We start from the raw sequence: 17,387 nt of genomic DNA, 5'->3' as shown, positions 1-17,387 counted from the left end.
AACTGGTGTGGTCCGCCGCGGCCGAGGCTCCGTTTCACCCCAGCTACGTCTCTCGTTTCGATCCGCTCCACAAAATCGAAGGCCGGTGACAACAAACGGATCGAACGATGGCCACCGAAGCGACGTTTACCGTCCCCTCGAGTCAGTTCCCACTGGGGACCGTATTCGAGCAGCTGCCGGACGTGACAGTCACGCTGGAGCGGATCATCCCCGCCCAGGACGTGGTAATCCCCTACTTCTGGGTGCGAGGGACCGTCGTCGACGATATCGAGGAGGTATTTTCCGCACACCCCGGCGTCAGAAACATCCGTCTCGTCGATTCCGTCGCGGACGAGTATCTGCTGCGCGTCGAGTGGGCCGTCGAGTACTCGGGCGTGCTCAGCGTGCTCACAGAGACGGAGATACCGCTCATCGAAGCAGTCGGCACGAACCAGGAGTGGACGTTCGACGTTCGCGGCGACGACCGAAGCGACATCGCGTCCTTCCAGCGACGCTGTCGGGAGAGGGACGTACCGGTCACGCTGACGAGCCTTCACGCGTTGACGCCGGTCGAGTCGGACACCGAGGCGGCACTCACCGAATCCCAGCAGGAGGCGTTGGTGCTCGCCTTCGATCGCGGCTACTTCGAGATCCCCCGGGAGGTGACGATGGCGGAGGTCGGCGACGAACTCGGCATCTCCCAGCAGGCCGTTGCGTCTCGACTCCGTCGTGGAATAAAGCGCATTCTGGGGAGTACGCTCTCCGAGACGAGTCACGCGGATCGATAGATCGCCGATCGAATAAAAGGGTTTTGTATAACGCGAAGCAATCCTGATGGTCGTTCTCCGTCGACTACGCGAACGATGCCCTCCGGCAAACGCGAGCGCACGCTCGTCGAGTGTTCCGCCTGCGGAACCGCCTACGCGGCAATGAAGTGGTCCGACGGGACACTGCAACCGATCGGAACGAAGAACGGCTGCCGGTGCGGGTCGGCGGAGTTCCGCGAGGTTCGTTATCGAGAAACCACCCCTCAGGAGGAAGAAGCCGACTGACCGATTCGAAGCCGCGCGCTAGGCCTTCGCGTCGGCGCTCGAGTCCGCGTCCGTCCGGTCGAACAGGCGGTCGAGGCCGAGTGCGAGCGCGGCCGACAGGGTGGCCCCGACGAGGGCGAAACCGGCGAGCGCGACGAAGAAGGTCGCGAGGCCCGCCTCGCCGAGCAGGAAGCCGCCGATGGCGATGCTGGTCGCGCCGAACCCGAACTCGCCGAGGTAGGTGTAGCCGTAGGAGAGCCCACGGCTGTCGGCGGGCGTGTAGACGGCGACGGCGTTCTGGTAGAACGGCTGGATGGCGAACAGGACGAAGCCGAGGACGCCACAGAGAACGAGCAGGGCGCCCAGGCCGAGATCGACGACGGGGACGAACGCGAGCGCGAGGGCGGCCAGGACGGCGAAGAGCGCGGCCAGCCCGCGAGCCGCTGGAACGCGGTCCGTGAGCTTCCCGCCGGTATACTGGCCGGCCATGCCGACGACCAGCAGGCCGACGTAGACGTAGAAGCCGGGGTCGATGTCGTAGCGCTCGAGCGTCGGGAACAGGTCGAGTCCCTCGAGCGCCGGCAGGCCGGTCATGATCTCGGGCAGGTAGGTGAGCACGCCGCGGTAGTACAGCCCCTCGAAGGTGACGAGGACGAAGACGATGGCGAATGCGCTGGCGAAAAGCGCCCGGGAGTTGGCGAGAAACTCTGGCAGCGAGAGCGCCTCGTCCGGCCCGGCCTCGACGTCGTCCGCCACCGCGGCGGTCGCGTCGAAGTCCGCGCTGAGTCCATAGGCGACGGCGACGAAGCCGGGAATCGCGAGCAGAGCGGCGACCACGGGCCACTCGAGGACGATCAACAGCGTGGCGGCGACGAACGGCCCGAGGGCGATGCCGAAGTTGCCGGCGATACCGTGCCAGGCGAAGACGGTGCCGCGCTCCTCGACGCCCGTGCTGATGAGCGCGAGTCCGGCGGGGTGATAGACGCTAGCGGCGACGCCCCAGAGCAGGAGGCCGACGGCGACGGCGTAGATGGACTCCAGGACGGAGGCCGCCGCGAGGGTGACGAAGGCGAGGCTCATGCCGAGCAGACAGAGCAAGATGAGTCGCTTCGGGCCGTACCGGTCGGCGAGGACGCCGCCGGGAAGCGCGCCGATGCCGAAGGGAGCGTACCCCAGCGCGACGACGAACCCGACGAGGGTGACGCTCACGTCGAACTCGGCGAGCCAGACGACGAGGAAGATCGGGATCGAGGTCTCGAACCAGTGGACGAGGGCGTGGCCCGCCATAGTGAAGCCGGCGATCGAGCGATCGTTCGAATCGAGAGACATGCGAGACGGTGGTCAAACGGCTGGCGCCGGGGTACTTAGCGACTCGGAAATCGGCAGAGTGGCGGGGGACGGTCGCTGGCCGCGCTCGCGGTCCTCGAGAACTCGAGACGCTGCCCTCACCCGCACCCTTTTATCGGGTACCGATGTGTGACAGGGTATGGCGGATCGGACGATCGGCTACGCCGACGAAATGGACTACACGACCCTGGGCGAAACGGGACTCGAGGTCTCCCGTCTCTGCCTGGGCTGTATGAACTTCGGGAGCGCCGAGCCCTGGATGATCGACGACGAGGAGCAATCGATCGAGATCGTCGAGCGTGCGCTGGATCTCGGGATCAACTTCCTCGACACGGCCAACGTCTACTCCCGCGGGGAGAGCGAGGAACTCGTCGGCCGGGCGATCGAGCCCTACGACCGGGACGAACTCGTGATCGCGACGAAGGTTTTCGGGCGCATGGGCGACGGACCGAACCAGCAGGGTCTCTCGAGAAAGCACGTGTTCGACCAGTGTCGAGCGAGTCTCGAGCGCCTCGGGACCGACTACGTCGACCTCTACCAGATTCACCGCTGGGACGAGGAGACGCCCATCGAGGAGACCCTGCGCGCGCTCGACGCCCTGATCGACGAGGGGTCCGTTCGCTACGTCGGCGCGAGCACGATGACGGCCTACGAGTTCACGAAGGCGCTGTACACCGCCGACGTCGAGCACCTCGAGCGGTTCGTCTGCATGCAACCGGAGTACAACGCCGTGGATCGCCACGAGGAGGCGAATCTCCTTCCCGTATGCGCGGGCGAGGGGATAGGCGTCATTCCCTGGTCGCCGCTGGCCGGCGGCTTCCTGACCGGAAAGTACGACCGGGACGACGATCCGGAGGGAGACGTACGGGCCGCGACCGACGAGTATACGAGACGGCGCTTCACCGACGAGAACTGGGCCATCCTCGAGGTCATCGAGGAGCTCGCCGCAGAGAGGGACGCGACCCCCGCACAGGTATCGCTGGCCTGGCTCCTCCACAAGGACGTCGTCGACGCGCCGATCGTCGGCCCGCGGTCGCTCGACCACCTCGAGGAGAACGTCGGGGCCGTCGGGGTCGAGTTGACGGAGGGTGACCTCGAGCGGATCGAGGAGCCAATCGATCCGCGGTGGCCCGCGCCGGGGAAGAACTGACGAGACGGCCAGACGAGGCGAAGACGACACCGTCGACGAGTTCTGTAGTTCGGGTCGATGTTGGCGTGTCCCTTCCAGTAATTAATGTAACAAATATACTATGTCGGAATATATTTCCACTATCAATATATAGTCATACTATGGAACGACTAGAGTGGCTCCACTTCGGCATGCTCTTTCTCGGTCTTCTCCTCTTTTTCCGGCTATACTGAGCGGACTCGCTGCGGTAGAGTACGAAATTCACCTCGAAGAAACGGCTGCGGACAACGGAGTAGTCTCAGACGAGATGAATCGGTACGGAGTCGCTCAGTACGACGAACTATCGACCGAGCACCAGCGAATCGTCGACGGCTTGATCGAGGGAGAACAGTACCGATTCGACGACGAGATCGTCGCCATCGCGTGGGGTGACGGCCGCGTCGTCTCTCGAGACGGACAATACCACGTCATCCCTCGAGAGACAGTCGTCGACTGGACCAGTCCGAGTGGACTGCTCGCGCTGGCGTTCGGAGTCGGAGGGGCGGCGCTGATCGTGGAATCGATTCGCCGGCACCACTTTCCTCGATACCGTCCGTTCCGAGGGGCGAGGTAGCTCACCGGCTATTCGTTCTCGGACGGTGTACCGGCTATTCTTCCTCGAGCGACCCATCGTTCACGCCGACGGCCTGTGAGACGTCCACGTTCTCTGGCTCGTCCTGGCCGCCGACGACCAGCTCGCCGTCCTCGTTCTCCACGTAGACGTCGTCGGCGAACCCGCCCTCGGCATGGGGATGCTCAGGGTTCTCGAGGCGTTCAGGCGTCGACGGTGCCGCCGGAAGCCCACCGTCGGGCCTGAACTCGCCCAGCGGCTTGTCGATCGTGATCCCCCAGGTCGCGAAGAAGTCGTGGTACCGGTCGTAGTGGTCCTCGAGTTCGTCGGCGGGGAACTCCATCATCTCGGTCCAGCCGTGGTTGTAGAAGTCGAAGTTCGCCTGGATGTGCGTGATCTCGCGGGCCTCGGCCTCGGAGTACCCGGCACGAAGGGCCTCGAGGTAGCTGTCCATCGTCGCCTCGAAGAGGCCGTCGAGGTGGGCCTTGCGCTCGTTGGCGCGGGCCGGATCGGCCTTCCCCAGGAAGATTTTCGTGTGGAGGCGCACGAGACCCGAAATGGCCACCGAGCGAACGACTGGAGTCTCGAGGGCCTTTCGAGAGGCGAAGTGACGGGCGTTCTGGCGGAGTTTCATACTCGAGCGGACGGACTCGAGCCTAATGAGCGATGTGGAGTGGACGGATCGTCTAGCTATAGAAAGTATAGGATAGTCGATTCCTGGATGACGAACGAGCGACGCCCCCGGCGAGGCTACTCGACGATGGCATCACGAGATCGAGAGTAGTCCAGATAGCAACCGACTTTAACCCCCGTTACGAAATTTCCCGACATGACCGAGTACGTTATCATCGGGGATGGGATCTCCGGCAGTTCGGCCGCGGAGACACTCCGGGAGGAGGACCCGGAGTCGTCGATCACCGTCATCACCGATGAGGGCGAACCGCTGTACAATCGTATCCTGATCAAAGAACACGCCAAGGGCAAACTGCCCGAAGCGCCCATCTCGATTCACGACGAGGACTGGTACGACGAGCGCGACATCGACCTCTCGCTCAACACGCACGTGACGACGATCGACACCGACGAGAAGGTCGTCCGCACTCACGAGAAAGACGACGTTCCCTACGACAAACTGTTGATCGCGACGGGCGGAACGCCCACGCAGTTGCCCGTCGAAAACAGCGACGCCGAGGGCGTCCACCACTTCTGGACGTTCCAGGACGCCCGGAAGATCCGCGAGAGCGCCGAAGCGGCCGACGACGCCGTCATCGTCGGGGCCGGATTGTTGGGCATCGACTTCGCGGCAGTCTGTGGCTCCCAGGGCGTCGAGGGCAAGTTTCTGATGCGCGGCGACCGCTGGTGGCGCTACGCGCTCTCGGCCGATGGCGCCGAGATCATGCACGAGGGGATGCGAAGCGTGGGCGTCGAGCCGGTCTTCGACAGCGGCGTCAGCGAGTTCGAGGTCGACGACGACGGCCGCGTCGAGGCCGCCATCGGCGGCGACGGCAACCGCTACCCGTGTGACTTCGCCGGCGTCGCGATCGGCCTGACGTTCAACACCGAGTTCCTCCACGACACCGACATCGAACAGGACAACGGTATCGTCGTCGACGAATACATGCAGACGAACCTCGAGGACGTCTACGCGGCGGGCGATCTGACGCAGTTCTACGACGTCCTCCTGGGCGAGCAGGCCCAGAACGGCTCGTGGGGCTCGGCCAAAGAGCAGGGTCGAGTCGCGGGCATCAACATGGCCGCCGACGACGAGGCCGAGCCTTTCGAGTGGGTCTCCTCGTACTCGATTACACACTTCGACTTCCCGTTCCTCTCCTTCGGTCACCCCACCCTGGGCGACGAACACGCCGAACGCCGCTACTCCGACACCGAGTGGCGCCGCATCGCATTCAAGGACGGCAAGGTCGTCGGTGGCGTCCTCATCGGCGACCTCTCCGCTCAGAGCAAGCTCAAGCAACTCATGCGCCAGCAGCGTATCGTCGCCGACCAGGCCGAGGTCCTCCTCGAGAAGCAAGTCGACCTCGACGAACTCGCGCCGAGTCAGGATCAATAATCGGGCGGCCATCGTCGTCGTCGGAATTTTGCTGTTACGCTCCTTCATTGACACACCGTTCGGAAAGGATTGTGACCGTGTAAACTCGAGTTTCAGCCGTACTCGTCGCTGGTTCCACCGTGTTCGGTGCGCTTCAGACCACACGGAACGGTATCTCAAACGAAAACTCGTAATAGGTAAATATTCAGCAACGTTTTGAGCGGAGCCACAACACGGATAACGACCGCACTCACAGGAATATACGAAGAGACCTCCACCGAGACAGTGAGACAACTCATGGACTGGCACGTATCACTGTGGACGGCGCTTCTCGGTGTTACCGCGCTCGTCTCGTTCGCGTTTGCGGTGTACGTCTTCCGGAACTACTATCGACGAGACAACGTCGTCATCGTGGCCTTTTTCGGAATATCCACTGCGACCGTCTGGTGGTCGCTGACCTACGCGCTCCAGGTCTCGGCGACGACGGTATCGGCCAAATTGGCCTGGAATCGATTCGTCTGGATCGGCGTCGCCCTGATGATGGTCTCGTGGCCGCTCTTCGTACTCGTCTACACGGGGCATGAACGGTGGGCTCGTGGGAAACGCCTCGCCCTGCTCGCCGCGCTACCGACGGCGACGCTCCTGCTCGTGTTGGGTGGCAGGGCAGACCAGTTTTTGTACCTCGATCCATCCGTCGAGTACGCCGACGGACTCTACGTGCTCACGTTCACGCCAGGAGTATTCTTCCTGTTCGTACAGGCGTACTCCTACGCGATCAACGGCGTGACCTACGTGCTACTCTGGCGAACGATGAGGCGCCAGGCCGGGCCGGTTCGTCGCCAGGCGATACTCCTGTTGGTCGCGGGACTCATACCGGCCGTCGCCGCCATCGTCGGTATGACCGGGTGGATCACGCCGCTGTTTTTCGATCTCACGCCGATCGCGTTCCTGCTCACGACGCCCCTCGTCGCCTGGGCGTTGTTCAGCCACCGGCTGTTCGAAATCTCGCCGGTCGCCCGTGACGTGGTGTTCGAGAACCTGGCGGACGGTGTGGTCGTCCTCTCGGACGAAGGTACCGTTATCGACGCCAACGACCCCGCGCGGTCGCTGTTCGGCGATCGAATACTCGGAATCTCGCTCCCAGAGGCGTTCGAAGCGTATCCAGAGGTCGCCTCGGTCGTCGAGAACGACACCGAGGACGCGCGCGTAACGATCGAAACGAGCGAAGAAACGAAACGATTCGAGGTATCTGCGCTGGACGTGATGCCAGGAGGAACCGTTGCGACCGTCCTGCTGTTCGAGGACGTGACCGACGAGGAAACGCTCGAGCGACGGTACCAGAGCATGATCGAAAAGTCACCGAACGTGGTCGCGACCGTCGACGACGAGTGGACGTTTCGATACGTGAGTCCGTCCATCACGCGGGTGCTGGGCTACGAGCCGGCACAGCTCGTCGGACATTCGCTCCTCGAGTACGTCCATCCGGACGATCGAGCAGACGTACTCGAGTTGCGGACACAGTCTCGAGAGCAACCCAGCACCGATTCGATCGAACATCGGGTGAAACACGCCGACGGCACCTGGAACGTGTTCAAGACGACGACCGAACCGCTGTTCGACGGCGCCGGCGAGTTCGTCGTGACCTCGACGGACGTTACCGACGAGCGAATCTACGAACAGCGACTCCAGGTACTCAATCGCGTGCTTCGACACGACGTCAAAAACAACGTGAACATCATCACGGGCTACGCGGATCTGCTCGCAGATCACGTCGACGCGGGCGGCGAATCGTACCTCGAAACGATCGAGGAGAACGCGACGGCCCTCTCCGATCTCAGCGAACTGGCACGGGAGGTCGATATGGTGTTACACGGGAAGTCGGACCATCAGACGGTCGATATGGTGAACGCAGTCGATGCGGCGACCGAGCGGCTACAGCGGAGTTACGGCGACGCGACCGTTACCGTCGACATCGACGTCGACGAAGAGGCGCTCGCCCTGGTCAATCCCCTGTATCCGTCGGCGATCGACAATGTCCTCAAGAACGCAGTCGAGCACAGCGATCGGTCGACCCCGTCGATCGAAGTCACTGTCGACCGGACGGAAACGACCGTCGACGTCGTGATCGCCGACGACGGGCCGGGCATCCCGGCGGTCGAACGGGAGGTGCTGACTGCCGGACGGGAGACGTCGCTGGAGCACGCCAGCGGACTCGGGTTGTGGCTCGTGAACTGGATCGTTGCTCGATCCGGCGGAGAGGTCAAGTTCGCCGAGAACGAGCCTCGAGGAAGCATCGTTCGACTCCAGTTTCCGCGAGCGACCAAGGCAACGGCGAGCGCGCAAGCCAGTTGATTTCTCGAGGGCCGATTTGGACGTGGTTCGAACCAGGTCTCGCTCGAGGAGGAATCTCGACGACGAGTGATGGACAGTGGCGGAGCCTCGACGGTGGTACTGGACGGCAACGGGATGATCGGGGCGAAATCACGTCCACGGATCGACGCACCGTAGGTAAGCGGAACGAGTCGTTAGTGGGCGAACATATTGTTCCGCGCGATTCTTCCTGGAACCGAACGTTTATGACCGTCCGTGTGCATTGGTATCTTGGAACATGTCCTCCATCGACACGGAATCCCTCCAGCGGCAGTTGACCGTCCGGCGAACCGAATCGATCCCGGCATCGTCGCGAGTTCGCCACGTCGATCAGCTGAGTGAGGAGGCACTAACCCGGTTTCTCGAGGTTGTGGAAGCCGGTTCGACTGCCGTCCGCGAGGACATGGAGCTGGCCGATGACGACGTGATTATTCACACCGACTACTTCTGCGTGAGTTACGACTGAGCCCGGGCCGTTCCAGGTTACAGGTAGGGATTTCGAATCTGCCTACCTGCGGCTGGGTCGGCAATCCGTCTCTGGCCGGTGTACCATCGGCCTATCGCCGGGCGTATCGAAGCGGTTTTCCGGGGTGCGACGCAATCTAGGCGACATGAACGGCGGAAGCGACATGACGCTCGCGTTCGAACTCGAGGCCCTGCAGGCGCTCGCCTCGCCGGAGGCCGTCTTCGACGACGCCCGGGGCTGGAGTTCCTACGTCGGCGTCGTCTCCGAGGAGCCGACGTACGTGGTGACGAACTTCACCCGGAAGAACCGGGTTCGACAGGACTTCTTCTCCGGCCCCCGCGGCAAGGCCGAGAGCCTCGAGAGCGTCAAACGCCAATTCGACACGGAGCGACACGTCTTCGTCGGCGTCGGCGACGACGACGAGGCCCTCGCCGACGAGGTCGGCTGGGAGTTCCTCCACGTCGAAGACGCCGCGGAGGCGGCCGAGTGGACGCTGGCGACCGAGCCGGACGAAGCCGACGATCCGGACGAAGCGATTCGCGACGACTGGCCCTGAAATGGCCCAGCTCTCGGTACTGACGGCCATCGACGAGGCGTTCGAGCGCATCAGCGACCGCCGCGCCCTGACGGTGCTGGGCGGGCTGGTCGCCGTCCAGGCACTGATGCTGGTCGGCCTCCAGAGCCAGCTCGAGGCCCAGCGGGCGTTCATCGAGGACGAAGAGCTGTTCGTCCCGGGGTTCGAGACGCTTCCCGACGAGTTGCCCCTCGCGATCGAGCTCTCGGTCGGGCTGGCGACCGCGCTCTGGCTCGCCATGCTGGTGGCCTTCGTCGCGCTCTCTGTGGTCGCGTTCCGCGTCCTCTCCGAGCGGGCGGCACGAACGCGTAGGCGGGACGACACCGAAGACGTCGATGGTGAACCCGTCGAGGGTGAACCGCCGCTCGAGTCACCGACGACCGATGCGCCCCGGTGGAACGACGAACTCGACCGAGCGACGCTCTCGGCAGTTGTCGCCGCGTTCGGCGGGTCCCTGCTGGTGGGACTCGGTCTCGCACTGTTCGTCCTTCCTGGACTCGTTGCCGCCACGGCCCTCGCGTTTACCCACCCGTACCTCGCGACCGAGCGAGTCGGACCGATCGACGCGGCCCGCCGGAGCGTCGAGCTGACCCGCGGCTCCTGGCTTCGCGTCTTCGCCCTCCTCGTCGTTATCGTCCTGAGCTTCCTTACCGTGAGTTCACTGGGCGCCGTCGCCCTCGCCGCCCTCGAGTCAGCGCCTGTCGCAGGCGAACTCGCCAACGTCGCGTTCGGGTCACTGGCCTGGCTCTTCGCGCTGGCCCTGCTCGCGAGCGGGTTCGACCAGCTCGAGGCCCGCCGGGCCGAAGAGGACGAAAAGTGGGCGGGTATCGACGACGAGCTTTTACCATAGGCTCGAGACGGGGTCGTCTCGAGTCGTCGTCCTTATCACGACACCGGCCCAAACCCCGGCGATGGTCGACCCCGCGCCTCGCGTCCCGGGTGACGATACCAGCCGCCTCGAGCTACCCTGCGGAGAGTCCCTCGACCCCCACGAGATCGACCTCGGCATGCGCGAGTACAGCTGTTCGTGCGGTGATCGCCACGCCGTGGTCACCGACGTCCACCCACCCTCGCGGTTCGTCCCCGAATCGCTCGTCGCGGTCCTCCAGGAGACCGTCGACACGGCCGACGACTTCGACGAGTTCGGTACGCCCCACCTGCTCGGCATCGTCATGGAAGAGTTTCCCGACGAGGTCGTCGTCCACGACGCCTCCGATGACGGAGCCGTTGGGTACACGCTCCTGTGGGTGACCGACTTCGAGGCCCGACGGCTCCACGTCGTCGTCGTCGAACTGATCGTCGAGTTGATGGAACACGCGATCAGTCATGCCGACGATGGCGACGCGATCACCGAGTTCGAGACGCAGATGCTCGAGTTCGACGTCGAGTCGTTCGTCGATCAGTACCGGGACGTGCGGGACTTCGAGAGCGAGTACGACGCGCCGGTGTGACTGGCATCCGGTTTCGCTGAGACGCGTCGTCGTTTCTCCAAGTCGACACACACCAGGTCCGGTGAGTACTGTAGCCTCGTTTCTGCTACTGGACGGAACCGACGAAGGACAGACGGCGGCCATCTCGTCGAGTCGCCTCGCGACGGTCATCGAACGCGGCCATGGGAAGACAGCCGGTGACGGCCAGGGGAGTGCTATTCAGTATCGATCGGTGGTGCTCGATTCCCGTCCCCATTTTCGTCCTTATCGCCGCCGTCATCGACGCTACCTGCATCCTCTCCGAGCGAAACGTCGAATCGAGCGCCGCCAGCCTCGCTCTCCGTCACCGCCACCTCCCAGCCGTGAGCGTCCACGACCTCCGTCACGATCGCCAGGCCGAACCCCGTTCCCTCCGGGTGGGTGGTGTAGCCGGACTCGAGGACCGCCTCCCGTTCGTCCGACGGGATGCCTGGCCCGTCGTCGGCCACGTAGAAGCCGTCGTCACTCGCTCCGATCGTAACGTGTACGTCGGACCCGACGTGCTCGAGGGCGTTTCGAAAGAGGTTCTCGAACAGCGCGAGCAGTCGCGTCTCCTCGCCCGTCACGACCGGGAGCGAGCCGTCGACGTCGATGTCGAGCGCTGGATCGACCGTTCGACCGGCTCGACGAACCACCGTCTCGAGAGAGACCGGTTCGGTGTCGGTGAGTTGTCGCCCACTGCGAGCGAGCACGAGCACGTCGTCGATGATGTCGTCCATCCGCTCGAGCGCCCACTGCACTTCGTCGAGGTGGTCTCGGTGTCCCTCGTCTCGTTCGGCGGCGAGCATGTCGACGTGGCCGGTCGCGAGCGTCAACGGGTTTCTGAGGTCGTGTGAGACCGTTCCCGCGAACTCCTCTAAGCGTTCGTTCTGGCGCTCGAGTTCTCGTCGCTGGTGCTCGAGTTCGCTCTCTCGCTCGGCGCGCTCGAGGGCGGCTTCGACGTTCGCAGCGAGGATGTTCGCGAGCGCGAGCGATTCCTCGTCGAAGTCGTTTCGTTCGGTCGAGGAGACGAGGAGAACGCCGTACTCCCCCAGGGGGAGGTGAGCCTCACTTCGGATCGGCGTCTCAGGATTTCGAACGCCGCTTTCGTCCCGAATATCGTCGTGAGCCATCGGTTCGCCCGATTCGAACGCCGTCCAGGCCAGTCCACCGTCGCGTTCGATGGCGGGCGGTTCACCGAGGAGGCTGACGACGTCGTCCGATATCGCCTCCGGGACGAGGGCGTCGACCTCCGGATCGTACCGGTGGATGCCGGTGAGTGGATACTCAAGGATGTCGGTCGCGAGCGCACAACCGACCGTCGCGACTTCCTCGGCGTTCTTGGCTGCCATCAACCGCCGGGTACCGTCGTGGAGCGCACGGATCCGCTGTTCGCGCTCTTTTCGCTCGCCGATGTCCCGGATGACGCCGACGGTTCCGGCGAGTTCGTCGTCGTCGATCACCGGAGCAATGTTCGCTTCGGCGACGTGGTTCTGGTCGTTGGCGTCGGCGTATTCGAACTCGAACGTTCCCCACTGCCGGTCTTCTTCGAGAATCGCCTTAATCTCACGAATTCCTCGTTCGAGTGCCGGTTCTGGCATGAACGATCGAGCGTGGGCGCCGACGACCGATTGCCGAGACCGGCCGACCGCCTCGGCCATCGCGTCGTTTGCTACTGCTACGGTCCCGTCCGCGTCGAGGACGTACATCGGGTCCCCAACCGTCTCGACGAGCGTCCGGTACTCCTCGAGTTCCCGTTCGCGCCGTTTCCGTTCGGTGACGTCGGTGTAGATGATGTACTCGTAGATGGTGCCGTCGAGTTCGACGGCGAACCCCCTGAGGAGGAACTCCCGGGGACCGTCGACCGTGAGTCGCGTGACCTCCTCGGTGACGACTTCATCCAGGCCGACCGCGTCGTAGATCGGGACGGCGTCCTGACCCGCCGGGAGCAGCGACTCGCGAAGGATCTCGCCTTCAATCTCGTCCGCCTCGTACCCGAACAGGCGCTCGAAGCCGGGGTTGGCGGCGACGATCCGGTCCAGTCCCGGATCGCTGACGACGACGACGCCGTCGGGGACGTTCTCGAACAGCGCGCCGAATCGATCGCGTTCGCGACGGACCGCCTGTTCCGATCGAATGCGCGAGATCGCCGCGGAGACGTGTGCCGCGAGCAGCTCCGCCAGCGTGCGGTCGCGTTCGGTGAACGCCGCCGGGTCGCGTGAAGTGGCCTGGAGCACGCCGGAGGATCCGACGGGTACGCTGAGGCCGGAGCGAATCTCGTCGTCGACGGGATCGGCATCGTCGTCGGAGCCGATGTCGAGGTCGAGAGACGATTCGCCGGACCGGTAGGTTCGCCCGACGACCCCCTGGTCGGGTTCGAACGTCTCGGTGAGTTCGGCGACGATGGCGCCGTCGGCGGCTACCGGGCGCAACACGCCGTCTTCCTCGACGTACAGCGCGCTGTCGTCGCTCTCGAGGACGTGAATCATCGCCTCGACCGCGAGTCGGTAGACGGTTTCGGGGTCGCGACAGGCCTCGAACTCGAGGGCGACGTCGTGCATCGCGTCGACCCGGCGGAATCGGCCGTCGTCGCTCTCGGTCAGGATGGACTCGATGCGGCCACACAGGCGCTCGATGGCGTCCTCGGGGCCGTGGGGGCCGTCGAGACCGTCGCGAGTGGCGGGGACGTACGCCGTCACGTCCGCGTCGATCGCGCGACTCGCGAGTTCTTCGGAGCCGTGACGAGCGTACAGTACAATCGGAAGGGCGGGATAGGTTCGCCGGATCGTTTCGACGAGCGCGAGACCATCGGAATCGGGCAGTCGGTCGACGGTCACCACGCCGTCGACAGAGCGACTGCCAAGTGCTCGAACTGCGTCTGCAGCCGTCTCAGCCCTGTGAACGGACAGCCCTGAATACGACGACTCGAGGGCGTCGACGACTCGCGGCGCTCGGTCGGTCGGGTCGACGTAGACGAGCGACCCACCATCGAACGCTCGCTGCTCACCACCACTACCACCAGACATGTAGTTGGAGATAGATGAGGCGGTATTACTATAAGGTGTTCGGCCGTTTCGACGGCCTCGGCGACCGGGTGTGACGAGTCGGCCGTACGAAATTCGAAATTCTATTTCGAGAATCGCACTATTTCGTGGCGCTTATTACGATGTACACACTTCGGACGGACAACGAATGAGCACCGACCACGACACCGGGGACGACGGACGCACGATCCTGCTCATCGGCAGCGGGCCGATTCAGATCGGACAGGCCGCCGAATTCGACTACTCAGGCGCGCAGGCCTGCCGGGCCCTCCAGGAGGAAGGCGCGCGCGTCGTCCTCGTCAACTCGAACCCGGCGACGATCATGACCGATCCGGAGATGGCCGACAGAGTCTACCTCGAGCCGATCACGACCGACGCCATCGCCGAGATCATCCGGAAAGAGCGCCCGGACGGCGTCATCGCCGGCCTCGGCGGCCAGACGGGACTGAACGTCACGGCCGAACTCGCCGAGGAGGGCGTCCTCGAGGAGTACGACGTCGAGATCATGGGCACGCCGCTCGACACCATCTACGCCACGGAGGACCGCGACCTCTTCCGCCAGCGCATGGAGAGCATCGGCCAGCCGATGCCGCAGTCGACGACCATCTCGCTGGACTCGGGCGAGTCGGTAGCCGAGCTCACGGACGAGGACCTCCGCGAGCGCGTCGAGGACGCCGTCGACGCCGTCGGCGGCCTCCCGGTCATCGCCCGGACGACCTACACGCTGGGTGGCTCCGGATCGGGCGTCGTCGAGGAGATGGACGAACTCCTCGCTCGCGTGCGGAAAGGACTCCGCCTCTCGCGGAACAACGAGGTCCTCATCACGGAATCGATCGCCGGCTGGGTCGAACTCGAGTACGAGGTGATGCGCGACGCCGACGACTCGTGTATCATCATCTGCAACATGGAGAACCTCGACCCGATGGGCATTCACACCGGCGAATCGACCGTCGTCACGCCCTCGCAGGTCATCCCCGACGACGGTCACCAGGAGATGCGTACCGCAGCGCTCGACGTCATCCGCGAGCTCGGCATCCAGGGCGGGTGTAACATCCAGTTCGCCTGGCACGACGACGGCACGCCCGGCGGCGAGTACCGGGTCGTCGAGGTCAACCCCCGCGTCTCTCGCTCGTCGGCGCTCGCCTCGAAGGCGACGGGCTACCCCATCGCCCGCGTGACCGCGAAGGTCGCTCTCGGGAAACGGCTCCACGAGATCGAAAACGAAATCACCGGCCAGACGACCGCGGCGTTCGAGCCGGCCATCGACTACGTGGTCACCAAGGTGCCGCGCTGGCCCAAGGACAAGTTCGACGACGTCGACTTCGAACTCGGCACGGCGATGAAGTCGACCGGCGAGGCGATGGCAATCGGACGCACGTTCGAGGAATCGCTCCTCAAGGCGCTCCGTTCCTCGGAGTACGACCCTGCCGTCGACTGGGCCGACGTCTCCGACGAGGAACTCGAGGCCGACTATCTCGAGTCCCCGACGCCCGACCGCCCCTACGCCATCTTCGAGGCGTTCGAGCGCGGCTACACCGTCGAGGACGTCTGCGACCTGACGGGGATCTACGAGTGGTACGTCGAGCGCTTCGAGAACATCGCCGAGGCGTCGGTCGCCGCTTCCGAGGGCGACTTCACCGAGGCCGCCGAACTCGGCTTCACGAACCAGCAGGTCGCGGCCCGCGCGGGTGCCGAGGTAGGCGCGGTCGAGTCCGCCGCTCCCGAGCGCACCTTCAAGCAGGTCGACACCTGCGCCGGCGAGTTCGCCGCTTCGACGCCGTACTACTACTCCGCGCGGGACGCCCTCGAGTCCGGCTCCTCGCCAATCGCTCACGACGAGGTTCAGGTCGACACCGACGTCGAGAGCGTCGTCGTCGTCGGCGGCGGCCCGATCCGCATCGGGCAAGGCGTCGAGTTCGACTACTGCGCCGTCCACGCGGTACGTGCCCTGCGGGAACTGGGGATCGACGCTCACGTCGTCAACAATAACCCCGAAACCGTCTCGACGGACTACGACACCAGCGACGGCCTGTTCTTCGAGCCGATCACCGCCGAGGAGGTCGCCGACGTGGTCGAGACGACCGGCGCCGACGGCGTCATGGTCCAGTTCGGCGGCCAGACCTCCGTCGACATCGGGGAACCGCTCGAGGCCGAACTCGAGCGCCGCGGGCTCGATTGCTCGGTGATGGGCACCAGCGTCGAAGCGATGGACCTCGCGGAGGACCGCGACCGGTTTAACCAGCTCATGGACGACCTGGGCATCGCCCAGCCCGAGGGTGGCGCCGCCTACAGTCGCGACGAGGCGTTCGATCTGGCCCAGGACCTGGGCTACCCGGTCCTCGTGCGCCCCTCGTACGTCCTCGGCGGCCGCGCGATGCAGGTCGTCCACAGCGACGACGACCTCGAGACCTACATCGAAGAGGCCGTCCGCGTGAGCCCCGACAAGCCAATCCTCATCGACCAGTTCCTCGAAGGTGCGGTCGAACTCGACGTCGACGCCGTCTCGGACGGGGAGGACGTCCTCATCGGCGGCGTCATGGAACACGTCGAGAGCGCTGGGGTTCACTCCGGCGACTCCGCGTGTGCGATCCCGCCGCGCTCGCTCGACGACGAGACGATGGCTCGCGTCCGCGAGGTGACCGAGGAAATCGCGACCGCGCTCGAGACCGTCGGTCTGCTGAACGTTCAGTTAGCGGTCACCGGCGTCGGGACAGACGAGCCAACCGAGGTGTACGTCCTCGAGGCCAACCCCCGCTCGTCCCGTACGGTGCCGTTCGTCTCGAAGGCGACCGGCGTTCCGATCGCCAAACTCGCCGCGAAGGTGATGGCCGGCGAGACGCTCGCGGAGCAGGGCGTCGAGGAGCAGATTCCCGAGCACACGTCGATCAAGGAGGTCGTCCTGCCGTTCGACCGCCTGCCGGGAAGCGATCCGCGCCTCGGCCCGGAGATGAAGTCGACCGGCGAAGTGATGGGCACCGCGAGCGACTTCGCGACGGCCTACTGGAAGGGCCAGCAGGCTGCCGGCAACGCCGTCAGCGAGGGGGCCGCCGTGATCGATCTCGCGGTCGACGGCTTCGAGCAGTTCTTCGACGTTGCCGAATTCGAGGACGTCCCCGACGCGATCATGAAGGGCGAGGTCGACTTCGTCGTCAGCGACGACCGCGACGCCCTCGAGATGGCCGTCGAGGAGGACGTTCCGTACCTCTCGACGGAAGCCAGCGCTCGCGCGTACCTCGAGGCGCTCGAGGGATTCGACGGCGATCTCGACGTTGCGGCCGTGACCGACCGGCCACAGCGAGTGGCGAACTGGGGCTGCTGATCGGGCCGGTCTTGCCCTTAGTA

At 64.7% G+C, this 17,387-nt stretch carries 14 protein-coding genes; 11 read left to right on the top strand and 3 right to left on the bottom strand.

Features of this window, described 5'->3' with window-relative positions:
* Window positions 1–107: 107 nt before the first annotated feature.
* Both J1N60_RS10525 and J1N60_RS10520 read left to right on the top strand, forming a co-directional pair.
* A complete protein-coding gene (locus J1N60_RS10525) occupies window positions 108–767 on the top strand; it encodes a helix-turn-helix domain-containing protein (RefSeq protein WP_312907254.1) in 660 nt (219 codons plus the stop codon).
* A gap of 75 nt (window positions 768–842) precedes the next feature.
* Window positions 843–1,031, top strand: a complete 189-nt coding sequence (locus tag J1N60_RS10520; protein WP_312907252.1) for a hypothetical protein — start codon at window positions 843–845, stop codon at window positions 1,029–1,031.
* Between the two features lie 18 nt (window positions 1,032–1,049).
* Here J1N60_RS10520 and J1N60_RS10515 read toward each other — a convergent pair whose 3' ends face one another.
* Complete coding sequence (locus J1N60_RS10515; protein ID WP_312907250.1) at window positions 1,050–2,339, bottom strand: MFS transporter; 1,290 nt, start codon at window positions 2,337–2,339, stop codon at window positions 1,050–1,052.
* Window positions 2,340–2,529: 190 nt separating this feature from the next.
* Between J1N60_RS10515 and J1N60_RS10510 the strand changes: the two genes are divergently transcribed.
* Together J1N60_RS10510 and J1N60_RS10505 are read left to right on the top strand one after the other, a co-directional pair.
* Window positions 2,530–3,507, top strand: coding sequence for an aldo/keto reductase (locus tag J1N60_RS10510; protein ID WP_312912577.1), 978 nt, complete (start codon window positions 2,530–2,532; stop codon window positions 3,505–3,507).
* Between the two features lie 286 nt (window positions 3,508–3,793).
* Window positions 3,794–4,099, top strand: coding sequence for a DUF7979 domain-containing protein (locus J1N60_RS10505; protein ID WP_312907248.1), 306 nt, complete (start codon window positions 3,794–3,796; stop codon window positions 4,097–4,099).
* Window positions 4,100–4,133: 34 nt separating this feature from the next.
* On the opposite strand, the gene J1N60_RS10500 is transcribed toward J1N60_RS10505, so the two are convergent.
* Window positions 4,134–4,730, bottom strand: coding sequence for a DUF6149 family protein (locus J1N60_RS10500; RefSeq protein ID WP_312907246.1), 597 nt, complete (start codon window positions 4,728–4,730; stop codon window positions 4,134–4,136).
* Window positions 4,731–4,925: 195 nt separating this feature from the next.
* Between J1N60_RS10500 and J1N60_RS10495 the strand changes: the two genes are divergently transcribed.
* From J1N60_RS10495 to J1N60_RS10470, 6 genes are all read left to right on the top strand, one after another.
* Entirely contained in the window at window positions 4,926–6,164 is a 1,239-nt protein-coding gene (locus J1N60_RS10495) for an NAD(P)/FAD-dependent oxidoreductase (RefSeq protein ID WP_312907244.1), read from the top strand.
* Window positions 6,165–6,440: 276 nt separating this feature from the next.
* On the top strand, window positions 6,441–8,495 hold the full coding sequence (locus tag J1N60_RS10490; protein ID WP_312907242.1) for a histidine kinase N-terminal 7TM domain-containing protein: 2,055 nt from the start codon (window positions 6,441–6,443) through the stop codon (window positions 8,493–8,495).
* Window positions 8,496–8,751: 256 nt separating this feature from the next.
* On the top strand, window positions 8,752–8,979 hold the full coding sequence (locus J1N60_RS10485) for a DUF7979 domain-containing protein (RefSeq protein WP_312907240.1): 228 nt from the start codon (window positions 8,752–8,754) through the stop codon (window positions 8,977–8,979).
* Between the two features lie 145 nt (window positions 8,980–9,124).
* Window positions 9,125–9,535: a DUF7124 domain-containing protein gene (locus J1N60_RS10480; RefSeq protein ID WP_312907238.1), complete on the top strand. Its 411-nt coding sequence runs from the start codon at window positions 9,125–9,127 to the stop codon at window positions 9,533–9,535.
* 1 nt (window position 9,536) lies between these two features.
* Window positions 9,537–10,403, top strand: a complete 867-nt coding sequence (locus J1N60_RS10475; protein ID WP_312907236.1) for a DUF7847 domain-containing protein — start codon at window positions 9,537–9,539, stop codon at window positions 10,401–10,403.
* Window positions 10,404–10,464: 61 nt separating this feature from the next.
* Window positions 10,465–11,004, top strand: a complete 540-nt coding sequence (locus J1N60_RS10470; RefSeq protein ID WP_312907234.1) for a DUF5815 family protein — start codon at window positions 10,465–10,467, stop codon at window positions 11,002–11,004.
* A gap of 194 nt (window positions 11,005–11,198) precedes the next feature.
* On the opposite strand, the gene J1N60_RS10465 is transcribed toward J1N60_RS10470, so the two are convergent.
* The gene (locus tag J1N60_RS10465; RefSeq protein WP_312907232.1) at window positions 11,199–14,027 is read right to left on the bottom strand and encodes a PAS domain S-box protein; all 2,829 of its coding nucleotides are present in this window, start codon (window positions 14,025–14,027) and stop codon (window positions 11,199–11,201) included.
* Window positions 14,028–14,193: 166 nt separating this feature from the next.
* On the opposite strand from J1N60_RS10465, the gene carB reads away from it, so the two are divergent.
* Window positions 14,194–17,364, top strand: coding sequence for a carbamoyl-phosphate synthase large subunit (carB, locus tag J1N60_RS10460; RefSeq protein ID WP_312907230.1), 3,171 nt, complete (start codon window positions 14,194–14,196; stop codon window positions 17,362–17,364).
* The last annotated feature ends 23 nt before the right edge of the window (window positions 17,365–17,387 follow it).

The organism is Natronosalvus caseinilyticus (assembly GCF_017357105.1).
Taxonomy (GTDB): Archaea; Halobacteriota; Halobacteria; order Halobacteriales; family Natrialbaceae; genus Natronosalvus; species Natronosalvus caseinilyticus.
The sequence above is the reverse complement of the archived record's forward strand: the minus strand, read 5'-3'. Positions and strand labels throughout refer to the sequence as shown.

Coding starts and splice junctions, on each gene's coding strand:
- J1N60_RS10515 (WP_312907250.1), bottom strand. CDS start 2,339: ATGTCTCTCGATTCGAACGATCGCTCGATCGCCGGCTTCACTATGGCG.
- J1N60_RS10475 (WP_312907236.1), top strand. CDS start 9,537: ATGGCCCAGCTCTCGGTACTGACGGCCATCGACGAGGCGTTCGAGCGC.
- J1N60_RS10465 (WP_312907232.1), bottom strand. CDS start 14,027: ATGTCTGGTGGTAGTGGTGGTGAGCAGCGAGCGTTCGATGGTGGGTCG.
- J1N60_RS10505 (WP_312907248.1), top strand. CDS start 3,794: ATGAATCGGTACGGAGTCGCTCAGTACGACGAACTATCGACCGAGCAC.
- J1N60_RS10525 (WP_312907254.1), top strand. CDS start 108: ATGGCCACCGAAGCGACGTTTACCGTCCCCTCGAGTCAGTTCCCACTG.
- J1N60_RS10485 (WP_312907240.1), top strand. CDS start 8,752: ATGTCCTCCATCGACACGGAATCCCTCCAGCGGCAGTTGACCGTCCGG.
- carB (WP_312907230.1), top strand. CDS start 14,194: ATGAGCACCGACCACGACACCGGGGACGACGGACGCACGATCCTGCTC.
- J1N60_RS10510 (WP_312912577.1), top strand. CDS start 2,530: ATGGACTACACGACCCTGGGCGAAACGGGACTCGAGGTCTCCCGTCTC.
- J1N60_RS10490 (WP_312907242.1), top strand. CDS start 6,441: ATGGACTGGCACGTATCACTGTGGACGGCGCTTCTCGGTGTTACCGCG.
- J1N60_RS10470 (WP_312907234.1), top strand. CDS start 10,465: ATGGTCGACCCCGCGCCTCGCGTCCCGGGTGACGATACCAGCCGCCTC.
- J1N60_RS10495 (WP_312907244.1), top strand. CDS start 4,926: ATGACCGAGTACGTTATCATCGGGGATGGGATCTCCGGCAGTTCGGCC.
- J1N60_RS10480 (WP_312907238.1), top strand. CDS start 9,125: ATGAACGGCGGAAGCGACATGACGCTCGCGTTCGAACTCGAGGCCCTG.
- J1N60_RS10520 (WP_312907252.1), top strand. CDS start 843: ATGCCCTCCGGCAAACGCGAGCGCACGCTCGTCGAGTGTTCCGCCTGC.
- J1N60_RS10500 (WP_312907246.1), bottom strand. CDS start 4,730: ATGAAACTCCGCCAGAACGCCCGTCACTTCGCCTCTCGAAAGGCCCTC.